Consider the following 21,254-nt stretch of genomic DNA (forward strand, 5'->3'; position numbering starts at 1 on the left):
CAACGCTGTCTAAATCAACTATTTTTGTGAGTGAAATCAATTTGCCATCATTGAGTGCGTTCGGCGCCGGTTTCTTTGTGTAATCTGAGCTACTGTTAGAACCTCGGGCCGCGCCTGAGCCAAGGCCACCGCCTGCCTGCCAAGGACTTTGAGCATGCCGCGATTCTCTCGTGCCGTTGCTTTGATTGGAGTGTTGCTGCTGGCCCAGCCGGCATTCGCGCAGCGCCTGCGTCTGGTGGCAGATGCCTGGCCACCTTTTACCGATTCCACCTTGATCAACGGCGGGCTGGCCACCGATATCGTCAGTACCGCCCTGGCCCGTGCGGGTTATGCCAGTGACTTCGAGCAAGTGCCCTGGGCCCGTGCGCTGATGGGGGTGGGCGACGGCCGTTATGACGTGCTGATCAACGCCTGGTACGACGATGCCCGTACGAAACTGGGCCAGTTCTCAGGTGAATACCTGCTCAACCGTGTGCGCTTTATCAAGCGCCGCGACGATCCCATCGAATTCCAGAACCTTGCGCAATTGCACGACTATCCCATCGCCGTGGTGCGTGGCTATGCCTATTCGGCGGCGTTCGATGGGGATGCGCAGTTGCAGAAAGTCCCGGTGCACAACTTCGCCATGGCCGTGCGCATGCTCGCGGCGCAGCGGGTGCGGCTGACGCTGGAGGATGAGTATGTGGCGCGCTTTTACCTGTCGCGCGAGTCGGCGCGGGTGCGCAATGCGGTGGAGTTTTTGCCCCAGCCGCTGAGCGAAAACAGCCTGCATATCCTGGTCAGCCTGAAGAACCCGGAGCATGAGCAGATCGTGGCCGGGTTTGATCGGGAGATTGCCAAGATGAAGGCTGACGGTAGCTATGAGCGGTTGATGAAGCAGCACGGTATGTAGCGGGCGCCTCTTGTGGCAAGCCCGCTCGCCACAGGTCAGGCCGCGCTGGTGTCCTTGATCAAATGCGCCGCCAAGGTGCGCAACGGCCCCAGTTGCCGGCAAATCAACGCCAACTGCGTCTGCACCAACCGCTGCCCTTCATCGATCTCATCCGGCATCTGCTCCAGGTCCGCCGCCAGCGCTTCTTCGGCATCGCTCTGGATCGCGATCGGCTGCTTGTTGGCCAACCCCGTGGCGATCTCATCGATGCTCGCCGCCAGGGTCTTGCCGGCGCCATCGATCAGATGCTCACGCACCTCGGCCGGCAATTGGGTTTCACGGTGCGCGCCCAGCCCTGACAAATAACTGAGCAAAGTGTGCGACAACACCAGGAACCGAAAACCCACGTCCGCTTCCTTACGGAAGTGCCCCGGTTCCATCAGCATGTTCGCCAGGGTGGTGGACAGCGCCGCATCGGCGTTGTGCGCGTTGCGTCGGGCCAGGCGGTAGGCCAGGTCGTCGCTCTTGCCGGCGGCGTACTGCTGCATGATCTGGCGCAGGTAGATGCTGTTGCAGGTCAGGGTATTGGCCAGCACTTTGTTCAAGCGGCGACCTTGCCAGTCCGGCAGGAACAGGAACACCGCGAGGCCGGCGATCAGGCTGCCGAGCAAGGTATCGAACAGGCGTGGCAGGAATAGTCCGTAGCCATCGCCGACCTGGTTGAAGCAGAACAACACCATCAAGGTGATGGCGGCGGTGGCCAGGGTGTAGCGGGTGGTGCGGTTGATAAAGAACACCAGGCCGGCAGCAATGGCGAACATCGATTGCACCAGGGGGCTCGGGAACAAGTCGAACAGTGCCCAGGCCACGGTCAGGCCGATGGCCGTGCCGATGATCCGCTGGCCGAGCTTGCGCCGCGTGGCGCCATAGTTCGGCTGGCACACAAACAGCGTGGTGAGGATGATCCAGTAGCCCTGGGACGCGTGGATCGCATGCAGCATGCCGTAGCCGACGGTCAGCGCCAGGGACAGGCGCAACGCGTGGCGGAACAGCAGTGACGTCGGCGTCATCTGCGTGCGCAGGCGCGTCCACATTTCCTTGAGGTTGCGCGGGGCGCGGTCCAGCAGGTTGCTGTCGGTGGCGTCCGCCAGGCTGTCGGGGTTGCTGGCGTCGCCGAGCAGGCGGTCCAGGGTCGACAGGTTGGCCGCCAGGGCGCGCAACGAACGCAGCAGGCCGCGCCAGGCTGGGTTGCTCTGGATGCGCAGGTGCTCCAGGGACGCGTTGAGGTCGCCCAGGGCTTCGGCGAAGCTGTCGTCATAGATGAACGGTTGGCGCATCTGGATCGATTCGGCCAGGGTCTGGCAGGCCTTGCCCTGCTGGCGCAGCAGGCGCTGGCAACGGAAGAGTACGTCGCTGTGGAAGAAGGCCTCGGCCAGGGCGTTGTACGGGTAGTGCGACGAGCTGGCGCGTTCGTGGATGTCCTGGGCCAGGAAGTACAGCTTCAGGTAACGGCTGACTTTCGAACCGGGTCGACCATTGCCCACGCGATGCAGGATGATTTCCTTCGCCGCATTCAGCGCCGCCACCACGCGACCGTTCTGCTGGGCCAGTTCCAGGCGCCGCGCTTCCACGTCCAACTGGCGGATTGGCTCGAACAACGATGACTTGAGCTTGAGGTACCGTCCAAGCTCACGGAACAACCGCGCCAGGCTCTGTTGCACCGGCTGGTTGGAAAACAGCGCCTGCCACAGCACCGACAGCGCGCCATACCAGGCTGCACCGGCCACCAACAGCAGCGGCTCATGCCAGAAATCGCTGACGGCGCCGCCGCGTTGGTCCACGCCGATCATGGTGTATACCGACAGAATCAACGTTGCCGAAGCAATCGCCCCATAGCGCTCGCCCAAGGCGCCGAGCATGGTCAGGCAGAAGGTGGCCAGGGCCAGTGAGACCGCGAAGATCAAGGGATAAGGGAACAGCAACTCTACCGACAGCGCGGCGATGCTGAAACACACCAGCGTCACCGCCAGGGCGTTGAGGCGGCCCTGCCAACTGTCATCGGTCTCGGCCAGGGCGCTGGCGATGATCCCCAGGAACAACGGGATCAGCAGTGCCATTTCATCCTGATACCAGCACAGCGCCATGCTGCCGGTGAGGGCAATGAATACCCGAATGCTGTAGCTGAATTTATCCAGTGCCCACAGGCGCCGCAGGGACTGCTTGAACGAGGTCGATGACATGAAGTCTGGAGTCTTCCGGGACGATGCCGCTAAATTGAGCTATCAAGGACGCCACGGCAAGCGTGGCGATCACATCCAACAGCAAAATTTATTCCATGTGGGAGGGGGCTTGCCCCCGATAGCGGTAGATCAGTCACAGTCGTACTGATTGACACACTGCCATCGGGGGCAAGCCCCCTCCCACATTTGACCGATTACACTCTTCAGGCGTACTGCGCCGCCGCGTAACCCGAAGCCCAGGCCCACTGGAAGTTGAAGCCGCCCAGGTGACCGGTCACATCCAGCACTTCACCGATAAAGTACAGGCCGGGGCTTTTCAGCGATTCCATGGTCTTGGACGACACTTCCCGTGTGTCCACGCCACCCAATGTGACTTCCGCCGTGCGATAACCCTCGGTGCCTGCCGGCACCAATTGCCAGTTGCCGAGTTTTTGCGCGATGTCGGCAATTTCGGCATGGGTGTATTGCTTCATCGGCTTGGACACGAACCATGTCTCGGCCAACAGGTTGGCCATCTTCTTGGTGAAGATCTCGCCCAGCAGGGTTTTCAACTCGCTGTTGGGGCGCTCGACTTGTTGCTGTTGCAGCCAGGTGTGAGCGTCGTGGTCGGGCAGCAGGTTGATTTCAACCGTGTCGCCGGATTCCCAGTAAGAAGAAATCTGCAGAATCGCCGGCCCGCTGAGGCCACGGTGGGTAAACAGGATGTTCTCGCGAAAGCTCTGGCCGTTGCAGCTGACCAGGCAATCCACCGACGTCCCCGACAACTCGCCACACAAATCCTTGAGCTGGTCGGTGATGGTGAACGGCACCAGCCCGGCGCGGGTCGGCAGCAGTTCGTGGCCGAACTGTCTGGCTACCTGGTAACCAAAACCGGTCGCGCCCAGGGTCGGGATCGACAGGCCGCCGGTGGCGATTACCAGGGATTCACAGCGCAACTCGCCCAAGGTGGTCTGCAACTGATAGCCGCTGTCCAGCTTGGCAATCTCCTGGACCGACGTGTCCAGGTGCAGGCTCACGCCGACCTGGATGCACTCATCGAGCAGCATGCCGAGGATGTCGCTGGATTTGTTATCGCAGAACAACTGGCCGAGTTTTTTCTCGTGGTACGGCACGCCGTGCTTGGCCACCAGCCCGATGAAGTCCCACTGGGTGTAGCGGGCCAGGGCGGACTTGCAGAAGTGTTCGTTGTGCGACAGGAAGTTGGCCGGCTCGGTGTACAGGTTGGTGAAGTTGCAGCGGCCACCACCGGACATCAGGATCTTCTTGCCGGCCTTGTTCGCATGGTCGACCAACATCACCTTGCGCCCACGCCCGGCGGCGGTCAGCGCGCACATCAAGCCTGCGGCGCCGGCGCCAATGATCACAACTTCGGTCGAGCGCACAGCAATGTCCTCATACAAGTTCTGATTTGGAATACAGTCAAATGTGGGAGGGGGCTTGCCCCCTCCCACATTGGATCTCCATTGAAGCGGAGAGCCCGTTACAGGATGCGCACGCGCAACGAACGGCCTTTGATCTTGCCGTCATTCAAGCGCTGCAAGGCCTGCTTGGCGATCCCGCGTTCCACGGCCACGAAGGCCTGGAAGTCAAAGATCGCGATCTTGCCGACCTGGGCACCCGGGATGCCAGCTTCACCGGTCAACGCGCCGAGGATGTCGCCTGGACGAACCTTGTCTTTACGGCCTGCAGCGATGCACAAGGTGCTCATCTGCGGCAGCAACGGACCACCGCTTTGCGGCTTGAGGTTGTCCAGTTGGTCCCAGTTCAGTGGCGATTTCTGCAACTGCTCGATGGCCTGGGCGCGGTGCGCTTCGGACGGAGCGACCAGGCTGATGGCGATGCCGGTCTCACCGGCGCGACCGGTACGGCCGACGCGGTGGATGTGGATTTCCGAATCGCGGGCCAGTTCGACGTTGATCACCATGTCCAGCGAGTCGATGTCCAGGCCACGGGCTGCAACGTCAGTGGCAACCAGCACCGAGGTGCTGCGGTTGGCGAACATCGCCAGCACCTGGTCGCGGTCGCGCTGTTCCAGGTCGCCATGCAGGCCAACGGCGGAAATGCCCTTGGAGGTCAGGTGATCCACGGTTTCCTGTACTTGCTGCTTGGTGAAGCAGAAGGCCACGCAGGAGGCAGGGCGGAAATGCGCCAGCACCTTGGTCACGGCGTCCATGCGTTCTTCCGGTGAGATCTCGTAGAAACGCTGCTCGATCTGGTCATCGGAGTGGAACGCTTCGGCTTTGACTTGCTGCGGCGCGCGCATGAACTTTGAGGCCAGCTGCTTGATGCTCACCGGGTAGGTGGCGGAGAACAGCAGGGTCTGGCGGCGCGGCGGCGTCTTGCTGATGATGTCTTCGATGGCGTCGTAGAAGCCCATGTCGAGCATGCGGTCGGCTTCATCGAGGATCAGCGTATTGAGGCCGTCCAGCACCAGCGAACCCTTGCGCAAGTGCTGCTGGATGCGGCCCGGTGTGCCGACGATGACGTGGGCGCCGTGCTCCAGGGAAGCGATCTGCGGGCCGAGGGACACGCCGCCGCACAGGGTCAGCACCTTGATGTTGTCTTCGGCACGGGCCAGGCGGCGGATTTCCTTGGCGACCTGGTCGGCCAGCTCACGGGTCGGGCACATGACCAGGGCCTGGCAGCCGAAGTAGCGCGGGTTGATCGGGTTCAACAGGCCGATGCCGAAGGCGGCGGTCTTGCCGCTGCCGGTCTTGGCCTGGGCAATCAGGTCCAGCCCCTTGAGGATCACCGGCAAGCTTTGCGCCTGGATCTGCGTCATCTCGACATAACCCAGCGAGTCGAGGTTAGCCAGCATGGCGGCGGACAGGGGCAAAGTATTAAAAGCGGTGGCGATGGTAGTCACGGGACTGGCTCTGCAAAACAAAATGTCGCGCAGTGTACCAGTCCCGTGGGAATTTCCCTGCAAGTTCTAGACGAGAAGCCTGTTAATGCTCGATGTCGTGCTCGCGGCTGACTACTCGTTTGCCATCGGTTGGCGACAATTGCAGGAAGATCGCCGCCGCCAGCATCGCCATGATGCCCACTGTCAGAAAGGTCAGTTGGAACGCGCCGAGTACGCTTTCCACCCCATCATTACCGGTTTCGGCGGTGAACCCGCCGAGCAGCGCACCCGCGCAGGCCACGCCGAGGCTGAGGGACAACTGCGCCACCACTGACAGCAAACTGTTGCCGCTGCTGGCCTGGGCGTCGTCGAGGTCGATCAGGGTGACGGTGTTCATCGCGGTAAATTGCAGGGAATTGATCGCCCCGAGTACCGCCAGCATGCACAACAGCAGCGGGTAGGGCGTGTGCTCGCTGACCAGGCCCATGCTCGCCAGCATGATGCCCAGCGCCAGCGTGTTGCCGGTGAGCACGATGCGGTAGCCGAGGCGTTCGATCAGGGTGCGGGCGATGGATTTGGCAAACATCGCCGCCGCCGCCAGGGGCAGCATGCTCATACCGGCTTCGGACGGTGAGTAACCCAGCGCGACCTGCAACAGCAACGGCACCAGAAACGGCAACGCACCGCTGCCCAGCCGCGCAAACAGGTTGCCGAGGATGCCGATAGCAAAGGTGCGAGTCTTGAACAGCACCGGCGAAAACAGTGGGTTGTCGATATGCCCGGCGCGCAGCCAATACGCCGCCAGGCACGCCAGCCCGCCGAACAGCAGCAACATCACCCGCAGGTGCGGCAGGTGCAGTTCGCCCAAGCCTTCCATGGCGATGGTGATCAACACCATTGCCGCGCCAAACAAGAGAAACCCGACGCCATCAAAGCGCGTACGTTCGCTGCCGCGCAGATCGGGGATGAGTTTCCACACGGCGTAACAGCCGACCATACCCACCGGCAGGTTGATCAGGAAGATCCAGTGCCAGGTCAGGTATTGCACCATCCAGCCACCCATGGTCGGGCCGAGTAGCGGGCCGAGCAGGCCGGGAATGGTAATGAAGCCCATGATGCGCACCAGTTCGGAGCGGGGGTAAGCACGCAGCACCACCAAGCGGCCGACCGGCAACATCAGCGCGCCGCCCAGGCCCTGGATCACCCGGGCGCCCACCAGCATGGTCAGGCTGCTGGACAAGGCGCACAGCAGCGAACCGATGCTGAACAGCATGATCGCGCCAAAGAAGATTTTCTTGGTGCCGAAGCGGTCGGCGATCCAGCCCGAAGCCGGGATCAGCAAGGCAACGGTGAGCATGTAGGCGATCACCACCCCTTGCATGCGCAGCGGGTTTTCAGCGAGGTCCCGGGCCATGGCCGGCAACGCCGTGTTGAGGATCGTCCCGTCCAGCGACTGCATGAAGAAGGCAATCGCGACCACCCAGGGGAGCCAGCGGGCGGTCTTGGCATCGAGCGGGACGCGATTGGGCATAGAGAACCTTTTTGTTAGCTGGCTATGTGTCGGCGATTATGCGCCAACCGGGGTGCTTTTTCCCACCAGGAAATCCAGCAGTTCACGGTGTACCGCTGCGGCGGCTTCATTGGATTCGAGGTCGAGCAAGTGGCCAGTGTGTTCGGCCACGGCAAAGCTGCTGCGCCCTACGTACTGCTTGAACAATTGCGCTTCGGCGGCGGGGGTGTATTCGTCGAGTGCGCCGTTGAGGAAGTGCACCGGTGTTTCAATCTGCTTGAGTGTCGGCAGGTAGTTGCCGTCGCCCAAGGCCAATACCTGATGGATGTGAAAACGCGCCTGGCGGTATTCGGTGGTGGCCATGCTCGACAAGTGCCGGTGGTTGTTGCGCTTGAGGCGGGGCGACAGGTACTTGCCCACGGTCTCGTTGAGCAAGTGGCCGACCGCGGACTTGTCATCGGCCTCGATCAGCACGCGCACGCGCTCCACATAATCGAGCATGGCCTGGTTGAGGCTGGGCGCCAGGGCCATCACCACCGAGCTTTCGATGGACGGCGGGTTATGGGCCAGGGTCAGCAACGTCGAGATGCCGCCCCAGGAGGCCGACACCAGGTGGTTGACCTGGAAGCGCTCGACCAGGGCGCGCAGCATCTGCACCTCGTCGTCCTTGGTGACCAGGTCCAGTTCGGCGTTGTGTTCCCTGGAATAGCCGGAGAACGGCAGGTCGAACAGCAGCACATTGAAATGCCCGGCCAGGCATTTGCTGGTGCGGGCGAAGGAACGCGTGGTGGACAGCGCGCCGTTGACCATCAGGACGGTCTTTTTTTCCGAATCGTTTCCTAGCTGCTCAACATGAACGTTGTAGTGTTTGAACAGCTTCTCTATGACAAAACTTCCATGGTTCATGTCAACGCTCCAGCTTGCCCTTCCCGGGCAAGGCCATGCTCTCGTGGGTGGGGTGGCGGGGTGCCACTAACCCTTATAACGAGGAATCTGGAGGTGAACAACAGGCCGAATGGCCAAAGTGTGGAGAAGGGAAGCTTCGCTACGGCGCAGGTAAATCCCCTGTAGGAGCCGGCAAGCCGGCGCCCACGAAGGATGGGGTTTACAGGGTGAGGGTCAGGCGTTTGACCAGGGCTCCCGGCAACAGGTTGGAAGCGGTGTTGCGCTGGCTGTAGGTGCTGGCCGAGAGCAGCAATTCCCGCTCAGCGGTCAGGGCTTCCAGCTGCGAGCCGAGCAGGTTGTACACGCTGTCATCAAAGCGCATGGTGCTGACCGGTGCCTTGATCTCGCCGTCTTCCACCCAGAACGTGGCGAAGCGTGTGATGCCGGTCAGGCGCGCCGCCGGCAGGTCCGAGTAGTTCAAATACCACAGGTTGCTGATGTACAGCCCGGTGCCCAATTGCTTGAGGATATCGGCCTGGGCCAGGCCGCCGGCGGCCATCTGCAAGGCGCTGGGGGATTCGTCGCTGCTGGCGCCGTTGGTGCTCAGGCCGTATTCGGCGGCGCTGCGCGAGTTGACCAACTGGCCTTCGCCTTTGCCCGCGCTGATCAGTGTCACGTCACTGCGCGGATAGCCTTCGGTGGAAAACGCCTGGCTCAGGGAGCCGCTGATCTGTTCGTCCACGGTCACCAGCGGGCTCAGGGATTGTTCACCGGCATACAGCTTTTGCAGCGAACTGCCTTTGCTGGCAATGGCCTGGGCGGAAAAACCACCCCAGGTGATGAGGCTGATGATCTCTTCCAGCGCCGCCGGGGCGAGGTAGGCGCGGTACTGCCCGGGTGCCAGCTTGTGCAGCGGGCGGCCAAGGAATTCCAGTTGCTCGCGGGCTTGCTGGAAGCGCGCGGCGAACTCGGCGCTGTTCCAGGTGTGCCCGGCATAGCTGGCCTTGACCGCTTCACCATTGGCGTGGAACAGGCTGAAGTCGAAGTTGAAGCTGTTGGCGCGGTGCCAGCCGAACGCGCCGTCCGAGCTGGCAAAGCCACGGCTGATCGGGCCGGCAGCGTAGAAACCGACCAGATCAACACCTTCAGCAGCCTGGCTGATGTCTTCCAACACCCGGGCCAGGTCCGGCAGCGGTCGCGTTTGTTCGTTGCTGCTTTGCCAGGCATTGTGGTTGAGCAGCAGGTACGGGTCCTTGGGTAGCAACGGCAAGGTGTCGCGCAGTTGTTGCAGGCCGTCGGCCAGGCGTTGGCGGTCCAGCCCCGCTTCGCCGGACAAGGTGATGCCCAGGTCGGCATGGCGGCCATCGTTGATCAGTTTCAGGGTGAGGCTGGCTTGTTGCACCTGGCCGGCCTGGCGCACCTTGGCGTGGTTGAAGCGTACGAATTCGGAGGCTTCATCCGCATAGCCGAGGTGGAATTGTTCGTTGTCGGTGATGGCCTGCTTGAGCCACTCCACCAGTGCCTTGAAATTGTTCATCAGGCATCTCCCCCAAATACATCGACATCACTGAATACGCAGGCCGGCGACGCATGGCCGACGCGAATCACCTGGTTGGGCTCGCCTTTGCCGCAGTTCGGTGTACCCAGCACCTTGAACGTACTGGCATCGCCGACGGCGCTGAGATTGCGCCAGAAGTTCGCGGAAATGGCCCGGTAGTTGGGGTTTTTCACCACGCCTTTCAACTCGCCATTTTCGATCAGTTGGCCCCATTCGCAGCCGAACTGGAACTTATTGCGCGCATCGTCGATGGACCACGAGCGGTTGGTCGACATCAGGATGCCGTTTTCGATGCCGCCGATCAGTTGCGCGAGGCTCTTGTCGCCTGCTTCGATATTCAAGTTGGCCATGCGATCGATGGGCGCGCGGTTCCAACTGCTGGCCCGGCTGTTGGCCACGCCTGGCATGCCTGCACGGAATTGCGACAGCGCTCCACCGAGGGGCTTGAGCAGCAGCCCCTCACGGATCAGGAATTGCTTGCTGGCTTTGGTGCCTTCGTCGTCGTGGCCGTAGCTGGCCAGTTGTTCGGGAATGTCCGGGTCGAAGGTCACGTTCAGCAGCGGGGAGCCGTATTGCAGGTGGCCGAAGTCGCTGGCCTTCACAAAGCTGGTGCCGGCGTAATTGCGCTCGTCGCCGAGGATGCGGTCCAGTTCCAGGGGGTGGCCGATGGATTCGTGGATCTGCAGGATCATCTGGTCGGGCATCAACAGCAGGTCACGCGGACCGTTGGGCGTGTTCGGCGCGGCCAGCAGTTGCAGGGCCTCATCGGCGATGCGCGGCGCGGCGCCGACCAGGCCGAAGCGGCTGATCACGTCGAACCCGCCTTGCTGGCCGAAGTTGCTGCCGCCGAGGGTGCGGGTCTGGCTGTCATCACCGTCGTAGGCGGTGACGTTGACGCCGGGGAATACAAAGCGCTGGGCCTGGCGCAACTGGGCACCGGCATTGTTCAGGTAGATCTGCTCGACGTGGGTCAGGCCCAGGCTGACTTCCCAGCTCACCAGGCGCTCGTCCTTGGGCACGGAGGCCGACTCGCTGCCGAGCAACTGGTAGCAATCGCTCAGGGACGGGAAGGGCTGTTGAAGCTCGGGCGACAGGTAATCGGCGACGTCACTGGAGACGTGTTGCTCGCGCAGGTCGAGCAAGGCGTGGGGGCTGATCAGGCGGGCTTGTTGTTCGGCACGCTCAAGGGCGGCTTGCAGGCCGGCGAGGGAAATGTCGTTGGTCGCGGCGTAGGCTTCCACACCGTTGAGACGCACGGTGAGCATGGCGCCCTCGTCGTGGCTCAGGTGGGGCGGTTCGGCGACGTTCTTGCGTACGGCCAGGTATTGGCCGGATTCGCGTACGTAGCGCAGCGAGAAGAATTCGGCGCGGGTGCGCAGGGCACTGAAATGCTGTCTGAGTGTGGCGTGGTGGTCGAACATGGGGCCTTCCTTGTGGGCGGCTCGTCGCGGGCAGGCAGACAGAGTAGCTGATCAAGGAGGGGTTTTGCAGTGACTGGTCGGGCCTCTTCGGGGGCAAGCCCCCTCCCACACTTGATCGGGTTCACACGGTCAAAAATGTGGGAGGGGGCTTGCCCCCGATGGGAACACCGCGGTGTATCCGTTACTGCGCGGTAGGGCCCACTTCACGCAGCGGCTTGCCACGTACCGGCGCGTCGCCTGCCACGTAGTAGTCGGCGGTGCTGCGTGGCAATGGCTTGCGGCCACGGATCTTGTCGGCGATTTTCTCGGCGATCATAATCGTTGGCGCGTTCAGGTTGCCGGTGGTGATGATCGGCATGATCGACGCATCGACTACACGCAGACCCTGCATGCCATGCACGCGGCCTTCGCCATCGACTACTGCCATCTCGTCGGTGCCCATCTTGCACGAGCAGGACGGGTGGAACGCCGTTTCGGCGTGCTCACGGATGAACTTGTCCAGTTGCTCATCGGTTTGCACATCGATACCCGGGCTGATTTCGCGGCCACGGTAGGGGTCCAGCGCCGGCTGCTGCATGATTTCACGGGTCAGGCGGATGCCGTCGCGAAATTCCTGCCAGTCCTGCTCGGTGGCCATGTAGTTGAAGAGGATGCTCGGGTAGTCCCGTGGGTTCTTCGACTTCAACTGGATGCGGCCACGGCTCGGCGAGCGCATGGAGCCCATGTGCGCCTGGAAGCCGTGCTCTTTCACACCGTTGCTGCCGTTGTAGTTAATCGCCACCGGCAGGAAGTGGTACTGGATGTTCGGCCATTCGAATTCTTCACGGGTGCGGATGAACCCGCCCGCTTCGAACTGGTTGCTGGCGCCGATGCCGGTACCGTTGAACAGCCACTCGGCACCAATGGCCGGCTGGTTGTACCAGAGCAGCGACGGGTAAAGCGACACGGGCTGGGTGCAGGCGTATTGCAGGTACAGCTCAAGGTGGTCCTGCAGGTTTTCACCGACGCCTGGCAGGTCGTGGACCACCGGGATGTCGAGGCTTTCCAGCAGTTTGGCCGGGCCGACACCGGAGCGTTGCAGCAATTGCGGCGAAGCGATTGCGCCGCTGCACACCAGCACTTCCTTACGGGCGCGGGCTTCGACGCGCTCTTCGGCGGCGCCGATCAGGTAACGCACGCCAACCGCACGTTTGCCTTCGAACAACACTTTGTCGGTGAGGGCGTGGGTGACGATGGTCAGTGTGGAACGCTTCTTGGCGGTGTCCAGGTAACCGCGTGCGGTGCTGGCGCGACGGCCTTTAGGCGTGACGGTACGGTCCATCGGGCCGAAGCCTTCCTGCTGGTAGCCGTTCAAGTCTTCGGTACGCGGGTAACCGGCCTGCACGCCGGCTTCGACCATCGCGTGGAACAGTGGGTTGTTGCCAGGCTTGGGCGTGGTCACGCTGACCGGGCCATCGCCGCCGTGCCAGTCGTTGGGGCCGATATCGCGGGTTTCGGCCTTGCGGAAGTACGGCAGGCAGTCGAGGTAGGTCCAGTCTTCCAGGCCCGGCAGCTTCGCCCAGTTGTCGTAGTCCATGGCGTTGCCACGGATGTAGCACATGCCGTTGATCAGCGAGGAACCACCCAGGCCCTTGCCGCGCCCGCATTCCATCCGGCGGCCGTCCATGTGCGGCTCTGGATCGGTTTCGTAGGCCCAGTTGTAGCGGCGGCCTTGTAGTGGGAACGCCAGGGCGGCTGGCATTTGCGTGCGGAAGTCGAAACGGTAGTCGGGACCACCGGCTTCCAGCAGCAGGACGGTGACGCCTTCGTCTTCGGTCAGACGGGTCGCCAGGGTGTTACCGGCGGAGCCGGCACCCACAATGATGTAGTCGTATTCTTGGGACATTGGATGCACCCTCTTTGATGTGTGGTCAGGTCGGGCCTCATCGGGGGCAAGCCCCTCCCACATTTTTGAATGTATTCGCAAATCAAAGTGTGGGAGGAGGCTTGCCTCCGATGGCGGCCTCAGGCAATACATGGCCCGGGTCTTAGAACACCGAGGCGTAGTCGCCCAGCTCGACCTGTACCGATTTGATGCGGGTGAAGTTGTTCAGCGAGCTGATGCCGTTCTCACGGCCCACACCCGATTGCTTGTAGCCACCGACCGGCATCTTCGCGTCGGATTCGCCCCAGGCGTTGATCCAGCAGATACCCGCTTCCAATTGGTGAATCACGCGGTGAGCGCGGTTCAGGTCTTTGGTCACCAGGCCAGCGGCCAGGCCGAAGTCGGTGTCGTTGGCGCGGCGGATCACTTCTTCTTCGGTCTCGTAGGTGAGGATGCTCATCACTGGGCCGAAGATTTCTTCACGGACGATGGTCATTTCGTCGGTGCAGTCGGTGAACACGGTCGGGGCCACGTAGGCGCCTTTGGCGAAGTCGCCGTCGGTCAGGCGGTCGCCACCGCACAGTACGCGTGCGCCTTCTTCCTTGCCTTTGGCGATGTAGCCCAGCACGCTTTCCATGTGGGCGAAGCTGACCAGCGGGCCGAAGTTGGTGTTGTCGTCCTGCGGGTCGCCGACGCGGATGCGCGCAACACGCTCGACGATCTTGGCTTCGAATGCCGCTTGCAGGTGCTTGGGTACGAACACGCGAGTGCCGTTGGTGCAGACCTGGCCGGAGCTGTAGAAGTTGGCCATCATCGCGATGTCGGCGGCGCGATCCAGGTCGGCGTCTTCGAACACGATCAATGGCGACTTGCCGCCCAGTTCCATGGTCACTTCCTTGAGCGAGGAGCTCGACGCGCTCGCCATGACTTTCTTGCCGGTGTCGGTGCCGCCGGTGAACGAGACTTTCTCGATGCGAGGGTGCTCGGTCAGCCAGGTGCCGACTTCACGGCCGCTGCCGGTCAGCACGTTGAACACGCCCGCCGGAACGCCGGCTTCGGTGTAGATCTCGGCCAGTTTCAGCGTGGTCAGCGAGGTGACTTCGCTTGGCTTGAAGATCATCGCGTTGCCGGCGGCCAGGGCCGGTGCGGATTTCCACAGGGCGATCTGGATCGGGTAGTTCCACGCGCCGATACCGGCAACCACGCCCAGCGGCTCGCGGCGGGTGTAGACGAACGAGGTGTCGCGCAGCGGAATCTGCTCGCCTTCGATGGCCGGCACCAGGCCTGCGTAGTATTCCAGCACGTCGGCGCCAGTGACGATGTCGACGTACTTGGTTTCGGAGAAGGCTTTACCGGTGTCCAGGGTTTCCAGGGCTGCCAGCTCGTCGTTGCGCTCGCGCAGGATGTCGACGGCACGACGCAGGATGCGCGAGCGCTCCATGGCGGTCATCGCGGCCCAGATTTTCTGGCCTTTCTCGGCGCTGACCACGGCACGTTCAACGTCTTCTTTCGTCGCGCGTTGCACTTGGGCGAGAACTTCACCGTTAGCCGGGTTGATGGCTTCGAAGGTGGCATCGCTGCCAGCGTCGCTGTAGCCGCCGTCAATGTAGAGTTTTTGCAGTTCGAAACGGGCCATAAAGTCCTCGCAAGTGCATAAGTGGTTGGCGTTGACTGCCGTACCGTAAGCCGGTGCGGCAGCGTTCAGGGGTTGAGCGTTTATGTGTGCTCTAACTCACCTGCTTGGCCAATTGGAAATCCATGTATTCGTAAGCGATCCGTTGCGCCTGCGCCGTGTCGAAAGCGTCTCCCGACAGGGCGCCGCGCAACCACAAACCGTCGATCAGGGCCGCCAGGCCTCGGGCTGCTTTGCGTGCGTGCGGCAGCGGCAGCACTCGGCGGAACTGGCAGCACAGGTTGGAATACAGACGTTGATCGTTGATCCGCTGCAACCTGTGCAATGACGGGTGGTGCATGCTGGTGGCCCAGAAGGCCAGCCAGGTTTTCATTGCCGGTCCGTTGACCTGGCTGGCGTCGAAGTTGCCCTCGATGATCACCTGAAGGTGCGCCCGTGGGCTGTCGTCCGTCAGCGCCTGCCGGCGCTCATGGACGTTGTCGATCAGCGCGTTCATCAAGTAGCGCATCGTCGCTGCAATAAGGCCGTTCTTGTCCTTGAAGTAGTGACTGATGATGCCGTTCGAGACGCCGGCCAAACGGGCGATCAGCGCAATGCTGGCATCTCCCATTCCGACCTGATCGATGGCCGTCAACGTGGCTTCGATCAACTGCTGGCGGCGTATGGGTTGCATACCGACCTTGGGCATGTAGCACCTCTCCTTAGGCCTGCGGCGGGCGATAAACGTCCGTCGGCTTGATGGCCAGTCTATTTTGTTTTGATTGAACGTTCAATCAACAAAGAATAAGATCTGCGACAAATGGTCGCGTCCTACAGGTATTTCCCACCTGCAGGCGCGACATCCGGCACCTGGTTAAACCCCCGAAACGTCCCTGGGCACTGCGCCCGTGGGGGACAGGGGTTTAAGGGGTGTCTTTATAACACCCGTCCGTCGACTGCCGAAAAATCGATGTCCCGGGATAACCGTTGCCTTGTGTTTCTCTCTCGCACTGCCCGGAGCATCTGCGCCATGAGTTCTGCCTCTCTTATAAAAACCCCACCGGAAAAGGTGCGGGTCAACGGTTGGGTGTTCTACACCTCCACCGCGCTGATTCTGTTGTTGACTGCCATTCTGATCATCGCCCCGCAGGAGGCCGGGCGCATGCTCGGTGTTGCCCAGGCGTGGCTTTCGAAAAGCTTCGGCTGGTACTACATGGTGGTCATCGCCGCCTACCTGGTGTTTGTGGTGGGCCTGGCGTTTTCGTCCTACGGCAAGTTGAAACTGGGCAGCAAGGACGACACCCCGGACTTCAGCTACGGCGCCTGGGCCGGCATGTTGTTCTCCTCGGGCATCGGCATCTCGCTGCTGTACTTTGGCGCCTCGGAGCCGCTGGACCATTACTTCAACCCGCCCGAAGGCGCAGCCGCCAGCAATGGCGCCGCACGCCAGGCGCTGCAACTGACCTTCCTGCACTGGGGCCTGCATGGCTGGGCGATCTATGCCCTGGTCGGCCTGGCCGTGGCGTACTTCGCGTATCGCCATAACCAGCCGCTGGCCCTGCGTTCGGCGCTGTACCCGCTGGTGGGCGAGCGTTGGGTGAAAGGCGCGGCCGGCCATGCGGTGGACGGTTTCGGTATGTTCGTGACCCTGCTGGGCCTGGTGACGAACCTGGGGATTGGTTCGATGCAGGTGTCGTCCGGGTTGGAAAACCTGTTCGGCATGCAGCACAGCAACACCAACCTGTTGATCGTGATCATCGTGATGAGCACCGTGGCGACCATTGCTGCCGTGTCGGGCGTGGAGAACGGCATCCGCCGCCTGTCCAACCTCAACATCGTGCTGTTCAGCGGCCTGTTGATCTTTGTGCTGTTGTTCGGCCCGACCCTGCATTTGCTCAACGGCCTGGTGCAGAACACCGGGGACTACCTCAACGGCATCATCCTGAAAACCTTCGACCTCTACGTGTACGAAGGCGACGCCGACAAGACCGAACGCTGGATGGGCCTGTGGACCCTGTTCTACTGGGCGTGGTGGATTTCCTGGGCGCCATTTGTGGGTATGTTCATCGCGCGGATTTCCCGTGGTCGCACGGTGCGTGAACTGGTGGCCGGCGTGCTGCTGATTCCGCTGGGCTTTACCCTGGCGTGGTTGTCGATCTTCGGTAACTCGGCCCTTGACCTGGTGCTGAACCACGGTGCGGTGGAGTTGGGCAAGACGGCGCTGGAGCAGCCTTCCATGGCCATCTACCAGTTGCTGGAGCATTATCCTGCGTCGAAAATTGTTATCGGCGTGTCGATCTTTGTAGGCTTCGTGCTGTTCCTCACCCCGGCGGATTCCGGCGCGGTGATGATGGCCAACCTGTCGTGCAAAGGTGGCAACGTGGATGAAGATGCGCCGCACTGGCTGCGGATCTTCTGGTCGGCGGTGATCACCCTGGTGACCATCGGCCTGCTGTTTGCCGGCAACTTCGAAGCCATGCAAACCATGGTGGTGCTGGCGGGGCTGCCGTTCTCGGTGGTGCTGATCTTCTTTATGTTCGGCTTGCACAAGGCGATGCGCCAGGACGTGGCCATCGAACAGGAGCAGGCGCAATTGGCCGAGCGTGGTCGCCGTGGTTTCAGCGAGCGTCTGACGGCGCTGGACCTGCAACCGAGCCAAGGCACCGTGCAGCGTTTCATGGACAAGCATGTGACGCCGGCGTTGGAAGAGGCGGCGACGGCGTTGCGTGATCAGGGCTTGGAAGTGCAGACCCTGCTCGGTAAGTCCAAGCGTTGCATCGGTGTGCGCATCGAGATGGAAGAGGGCAACCCGTTTGTCTATGAAGTGAGCCTGGATGCCTACTCGTCGGCGCCGAGCGACCTGCCCGAGGAAGAGCGCACTCGCTACTACCGTGCCGAGGTGTACCTGCACAACGGACCTCAGGAATACGACCTGATGGGCTTCACCCAGGAACAGATCACCCGGGATGTGCTCGATCAGTTTGAAAGCCATCGGCAACTCCTTGGCCGGGTCTATAGCTGATAGTTGAAGACGGGTGGTGTCCTCACTGACACCACCTGTCTACTGTGCAGTGTCAGCCCAGGTTCTTGCCCAGCAGGGCGTGGTACAGCTCACTGTCTCCCAGAATCCCCACCACCTGGTTGTTGTCATGCAACACCAGCTTGTTGCCGGTGTGATAACGAATCTGCAACGCATCGCGCATGCCGATGTTCGAGTCCACCAGTGTCGGCAATCGACCCAAACCTTCCACCGCTTGCCCCGGCGCCCAGTTCTGCAGGTTCATCACCGCGCCGTTCTGGCGGGCGCCCTTGATGGTGTTGCCTTCGGCCAGGTCCAGCCACGAGTCGCCGCCCGGATCGAGGCATACCGAACCGTTCACGCGCTTGCAGTTGTCCAGGGTGCGCATCAGGCTGCGACCGCACAGCACGTTCAACGGGTTGGTGTGGGCGACGAAGGTACGCACATAGTCGTCCGCCGGGTTCAGCACGATCTCTTCCGGCACGCTGTACTGGATGATCTTGCCGTCTTTCATGATTGCGATACGGCTGCCCAGCTTGAGCGCTTCGTCGAGGTCGTGGCTCACGAACACGATGGTTTTGCTCAGCTTGCGTTGCAGTTCCAGCAACTCGTCCTGCAGGCCTTGCCGGATCAGCGGGTCGAGGGCGGAGAAGGGTTCGTCCATCAGCAGGATATCGGCGTCCATCGCCAACGCTCGAGCCAGGCCGACGCGCTGCTGCATGCCGCCGGAGAGTTCGTCCGGCTTCTTGTTGCGCCACTGGGTCAGGCCCACCAGTTCAAGCTTTTCATCCACCAGCTTGCGCCGGTCTTTCTCTGGGCGGCCCTGCATCTCCAGGCCGAAGCTGATGTTTTCGCGCACCGTCAGCCAGGGCATCAGGGCGAACTTCTGGAACACCATGGCGATGCGCTTGGTGCGCATCATTTTCAGCTCGGCGGGCGTGCAGGACGCGATGTCGATCTGGCGACCTTCATGCTCCACGAACAGCTGGCCACGGCTCACGGTGTTGAGACCGTTGATGCAGCGCAGCAGGCTCGATTTGCCGGAGCCCGACAGGCCCATCAGCACGCAGATCTCACCTTTCTCGATATCCAGGCTGGCTTTTTCCACGCCGACAATCTGCCCGGTCTTTTTCAGGATCTCGTTACGGCTCATGCCCTGGTCCAGCAGCTTGAGCGCTTCGCGTGGGTCTTTGGAGAAGATCACGTCGACTTTGTCGAATCGGATAATGCTCATGCATCACCCCCTACTTTGGCGTCGGGTTGTTTGCAGATGCGGTCGAGCATGATGGCCAGCAGGACGATCGCCAGGCCCGCTTCAAAGCCCAGGGCGATGTCAGCGGTGTTGAGCGCGTTGACCACCGGCTTGCCTAGGCCGTCGGCGCCCACCAGGGCCGCGATCACCACCATCGACAACGACAGCATGATGCATTGGGTAATGCCGGCGGCAATGCTCGGCATGGCGTGGGGCAGTTCAATGCGCGAGAGCAACTGACGACGCGAGCAGCCAAAGGCCTTGCCGGCGTCCATCAACTCTTGCGGTACATCACGGATACCCAGGTAGGTCAGGCGGATCGGCGCGGCAATCGCGAACACCACCGTGGAAATCAGCCCAGGCACCACACCCAGCCCGAAGAGGGTCAGGGTAGGGATGAGGTAGACGAAGGTCGGTACGGTCTGCATCAGATCGAGCACCGGCCGCATCATGGTGTAGAACAACGGTTTGTGCGCGGCAACAATGCCCAGCGGCACACCGATGACCACGCAGACCAGGGTGGCGAACAGCACCTGCGCCAGGGTCTCCATGGTTTCCTGCCAGTAACCCAGGTTGAGGATCAGCAGGAAGGAGGCGATGACAAAAACAGTCAGTCCCCATTTACGTTGGATAAAGTGAGCCAGCAGCGCAATCAGACCGATCAATGCCAGCGGATTGAACCAGGTCAGCGCAAACGTCACGCCGTGGATCATCGTTTCCAGTGTCGATGCGATTGCGTCGAAATAGTTGGCGCCGTGTTGGGTCAACCATTCGACGAAGGCAGCGATGTACTGGCCTAGTGGGATTTTCTGTTCAGTCAGCATGGTAGTGAATGTCCACATGCGAAGAGGGAAAACATCCCGGGGCAGCGCACCGCCCCGGGGTCAGCGGCATTACTTGGAGAGGTAAGCTTTCACGGCCTCCAGGCCAGGTTTGCCATCAACGGTGGTGACACCGGCGAGCCAGGTGTCGAGTACTTGAGGGTTCTTCTTCAGCCAGGCTTTCGCCGCGGCGTCGGGTTTCATCTTGTCGTCCAGGACATTACCCATCAGGGTGCTTTCCATGTTCAGGGTGAACACCAGGTTCTTCAGCAACTGACCCACGTTGCTGCATTCCTGGGTGTAGCCCTTGCGGGTGTTGGTGTAGATGGTGGCCTGGCCGTAGTTGGGGCCGAAGGAATCATCACCCCCGGTCAGGTACTTCATCTTGAAGCGGGTATTCATCGGGTGCGGTTCCCAGCCGAGGAACACGATGGCCTGGTCGCGCTTGGTGGCGCGTTCGACCTGGGAGAGCATGCCGGCTTCGCTGGACTCGACGACTTTGAAGCCGGCGGTTTTCAGGCCGAAGGCGTCTTTGTCGATCAGCGTCTGGATGGTGCGGTTGCCGTCGTTGCCCGGCTCGATGCCGTAGATCTTGCCGCCCAGCTCATCCTTGAATTTGGCGATATCGGCGAAGTCCTTCAGGCCTTTGTTGTACAGCGCTTCCGGGACCGCCAGGGTGTACTTGGCGTTCTCCAGGTTGGCGCGCACGGTCTCCACGGTGCCGGCATCACGGTACTGCTTGATGTCGTTTTCCATGGTCGGCATCCAGTTGCCGAGGAAGATGTCCATGTTCTTGCCGTCGGCCAGGGACTTGTAGGTCACGGGCACCGAAATCATCGTGGTGCGTGGCTTGTAGCCCAGGCCCTTGAGGACTTCGCTGGTGGCGGCGGTGGTGACGGTGATATCGGTCCAGCCGACATCGGAGAAGTTGACGGTCTGGCATTGTGCCGGTTCTGCAGCGTGCGCCACGACTGGCAGACTCAGCATGGCGGCCAACAACAACGAGGGTGAAGCTTTCATGGGGCTAGACTCCTGTGTTTTTTCTGACGGCGTTCGCCGCGCTTTATAAGTGTTGCGGTTGGAGCGTGCGACAACAGCTCTGGCACGGTGCCTTGCAAACGAGTCGAGACTGATCATGTACCAGTGAAAATCTGACGCCTACAGGGGGCGTCGTATCCAGTACAGGGAGGGTCGTATCCAGTGTCGGTGACGTCGCTTACAGGTTTTTCCCAAGGCAAAACTGCAGTTTTTGCCCATCTGCACCGCTAAAAACGGCCAAAACCGGTGATCGCACAGGCGCGACGCTGGTGAGCATGGGTGCGTCGGTGTGAGACGCCGTGACGGCAAACAAAAGCT

General features: G+C 61.6%; 15 protein-coding genes. 2 read left to right on the plus strand and 13 right to left on the minus strand.

Annotated elements, in window-relative coordinates; all coding sequences use genetic code 11:
* Positions 1 to 154 precede the first annotated feature (154 nt).
* Positions 155 to 892: a substrate-binding periplasmic protein gene (locus BM017_RS06590; protein WP_092242105.1), complete on the plus strand. Its 738-nt coding sequence runs from the start codon at positions 155 to 157 to the stop codon at positions 890 to 892.
* Between the two features lie 35 nt (positions 893 to 927).
* Here BM017_RS06590 and yccS read toward each other — a convergent pair whose 3' ends face one another.
* The 10 genes from yccS to betI form a co-directional block, all read right to left on the minus strand.
* Positions 928 to 3,111, minus strand: coding sequence for a YccS family putative transporter (gene yccS / locus BM017_RS06595; RefSeq protein WP_071490319.1), 2,184 nt, complete (start codon positions 3,109 to 3,111; stop codon positions 928 to 930).
* A 203-nt stretch (positions 3,112 to 3,314) separates the two neighbouring features.
* Positions 3,315 to 4,493: a BaiN/RdsA family NAD(P)/FAD-dependent oxidoreductase gene (locus tag BM017_RS06600; protein ID WP_092242106.1), complete on the minus strand. Its 1,179-nt coding sequence runs from the start codon at positions 4,491 to 4,493 to the stop codon at positions 3,315 to 3,317.
* A gap of 98 nt (positions 4,494 to 4,591) precedes the next feature.
* A complete protein-coding gene (dbpA, locus tag BM017_RS06605) occupies positions 4,592 to 5,929 on the minus strand; it encodes an ATP-dependent RNA helicase DbpA (RefSeq protein ID WP_231501119.1) in 1,338 nt (445 codons plus the stop codon).
* A 130-nt stretch (positions 5,930 to 6,059) separates the two neighbouring features.
* Positions 6,060 to 7,487, minus strand: a complete 1,428-nt coding sequence (gene mdtD, locus BM017_RS06610; RefSeq protein ID WP_071490317.1) for a multidrug transporter subunit MdtD — start codon at positions 7,485 to 7,487, stop codon at positions 6,060 to 6,062.
* A 36-nt stretch (positions 7,488 to 7,523) separates the two neighbouring features.
* Positions 7,524 to 8,372: an alpha/beta fold hydrolase gene (locus BM017_RS06615; RefSeq protein WP_071490316.1), complete on the minus strand. Its 849-nt coding sequence runs from the start codon at positions 8,370 to 8,372 to the stop codon at positions 7,524 to 7,526.
* Positions 8,373 to 8,571: 199 nt separating this feature from the next.
* Positions 8,572 to 9,888, minus strand: coding sequence for a TldD/PmbA family protein (locus tag BM017_RS06620; protein ID WP_092242107.1), 1,317 nt, complete (start codon positions 9,886 to 9,888; stop codon positions 8,572 to 8,574).
* Positions 9,888 to 11,330, minus strand: a complete 1,443-nt coding sequence (locus tag BM017_RS06625; RefSeq protein WP_092242108.1) for a TldD/PmbA family protein — start codon at positions 11,328 to 11,330, stop codon at positions 9,888 to 9,890. Before BM017_RS06625 ends, BM017_RS06620 begins: the two co-directional genes overlap by 1 nt.
* A gap of 181 nt (positions 11,331 to 11,511) precedes the next feature.
* Positions 11,512 to 13,215, minus strand: coding sequence for a choline dehydrogenase (betA, locus tag BM017_RS06630; RefSeq protein ID WP_071490313.1), 1,704 nt, complete (start codon positions 13,213 to 13,215; stop codon positions 11,512 to 11,514).
* A gap of 142 nt (positions 13,216 to 13,357) precedes the next feature.
* Entirely contained in the window at positions 13,358 to 14,830 is a 1,473-nt protein-coding gene (gene betB / locus BM017_RS06635) for a betaine-aldehyde dehydrogenase (protein WP_092242109.1), read from the minus strand.
* A 91-nt stretch (positions 14,831 to 14,921) separates the two neighbouring features.
* The gene (gene betI / locus BM017_RS06640) at positions 14,922 to 15,515 is read right to left on the minus strand and encodes a transcriptional regulator BetI (RefSeq protein ID WP_017735982.1); all 594 of its coding nucleotides are present in this window, start codon (positions 15,513 to 15,515) and stop codon (positions 14,922 to 14,924) included.
* A gap of 378 nt (positions 15,516 to 15,893) precedes the next feature.
* On the opposite strand from betI, the gene BM017_RS06645 reads away from it, so the two are divergent.
* Positions 15,894 to 17,828 carry a BCCT family transporter gene (locus BM017_RS06645; protein ID WP_232000993.1) on the plus strand — a complete coding sequence of 645 codons (1,935 nt, stop codon included), beginning with the start codon at positions 15,894 to 15,896 and terminating at the stop codon, positions 17,826 to 17,828.
* Between the two features lie 52 nt (positions 17,829 to 17,880).
* Here BM017_RS06645 and choV read toward each other — a convergent pair whose 3' ends face one another.
* The 3 genes from choV to BM017_RS06660 form a co-directional block, all read right to left on the minus strand.
* On the minus strand, positions 17,881 to 19,059 hold the full coding sequence (gene choV / locus BM017_RS06650) for a choline ABC transporter ATP-binding protein (RefSeq protein WP_058426626.1): 1,179 nt from the start codon (positions 19,057 to 19,059) through the stop codon (positions 17,881 to 17,883).
* Positions 19,056 to 19,901, minus strand: coding sequence for a choline ABC transporter permease subunit (choW, locus tag BM017_RS06655; protein ID WP_016972877.1), 846 nt, complete (start codon positions 19,899 to 19,901; stop codon positions 19,056 to 19,058). Before choW ends, choV begins: the two co-directional genes overlap by 4 nt.
* Before the next feature lie 69 nt (positions 19,902 to 19,970).
* Positions 19,971 to 20,918 carry a choline ABC transporter substrate-binding protein gene (locus tag BM017_RS06660; RefSeq protein ID WP_092242112.1) on the minus strand — a complete coding sequence of 316 codons (948 nt, stop codon included), beginning with the start codon at positions 20,916 to 20,918 and terminating at the stop codon, positions 19,971 to 19,973.
* Between the last annotated feature and the right edge of the window lie 336 nt (positions 20,919 to 21,254).

Origin of the sequence: Pseudomonas sp. NFPP04, assembly GCF_900113815.1 — a bacterium.
In the GTDB taxonomy this organism is placed as follows: Bacteria; Pseudomonadota; Gammaproteobacteria; order Pseudomonadales; family Pseudomonadaceae; genus Aquipseudomonas; species Aquipseudomonas extremorientalis.

What these genes read in the sequence shown, in the direction of transcription:
- BM017_RS06590 (WP_092242105.1), top strand. Translation starts at nt 155, where the DNA reads ATGCCGCGATTCTCTCGTGCCGTTGCTTTGATTGGAGTGTTGCTGCTG.
- yccS (WP_071490319.1), bottom strand. Translation starts at nt 3,111, where the DNA reads ATGTCATCGACCTCGTTCAAGCAGTCCCTGCGGCGCCTGTGGGCACTG.
- dbpA (WP_231501119.1), bottom strand. Translation starts at nt 5,929, where the DNA reads ATGCTGGCTAACCTCGACTCGCTGGGTTATGTCGAGATGACGCAGATC.
- mdtD (WP_071490317.1), bottom strand. Translation starts at nt 7,487, where the DNA reads ATGCCCAATCGCGTCCCGCTCGATGCCAAGACCGCCCGCTGGCTCCCC.
- BM017_RS06615 (WP_071490316.1), bottom strand. Translation starts at nt 8,372, where the DNA reads ATGAACCATGGAAGTTTTGTCATAGAGAAGCTGTTCAAACACTACAAC.
- BM017_RS06620 (WP_092242107.1), bottom strand. Translation starts at nt 9,888, where the DNA reads ATGAACAATTTCAAGGCACTGGTGGAGTGGCTCAAGCAGGCCATCACC.
- BM017_RS06625 (WP_092242108.1), bottom strand. Translation starts at nt 11,330, where the DNA reads ATGTTCGACCACCACGCCACACTCAGACAGCATTTCAGTGCCCTGCGC.
- betA (WP_071490313.1), bottom strand. Translation starts at nt 13,215, where the DNA reads ATGTCCCAAGAATACGACTACATCATTGTGGGTGCCGGCTCCGCCGGT.
- betB (WP_092242109.1), bottom strand. Translation starts at nt 14,830, where the DNA reads ATGGCCCGTTTCGAACTGCAAAAACTCTACATTGACGGCGGCTACAGC.
- betI (WP_017735982.1), bottom strand. Translation starts at nt 15,515, where the DNA reads ATGCCCAAGGTCGGTATGCAACCCATACGCCGCCAGCAGTTGATCGAA.
- choV (WP_058426626.1), bottom strand. Translation starts at nt 19,059, where the DNA reads ATGAGCATTATCCGATTCGACAAAGTCGACGTGATCTTCTCCAAAGAC.
- choW (WP_016972877.1), bottom strand. Translation starts at nt 19,901, where the DNA reads ATGCTGACTGAACAGAAAATCCCACTAGGCCAGTACATCGCTGCCTTC.
- BM017_RS06660 (WP_092242112.1), bottom strand. Translation starts at nt 20,918, where the DNA reads ATGAAAGCTTCACCCTCGTTGTTGTTGGCCGCCATGCTGAGTCTGCCA.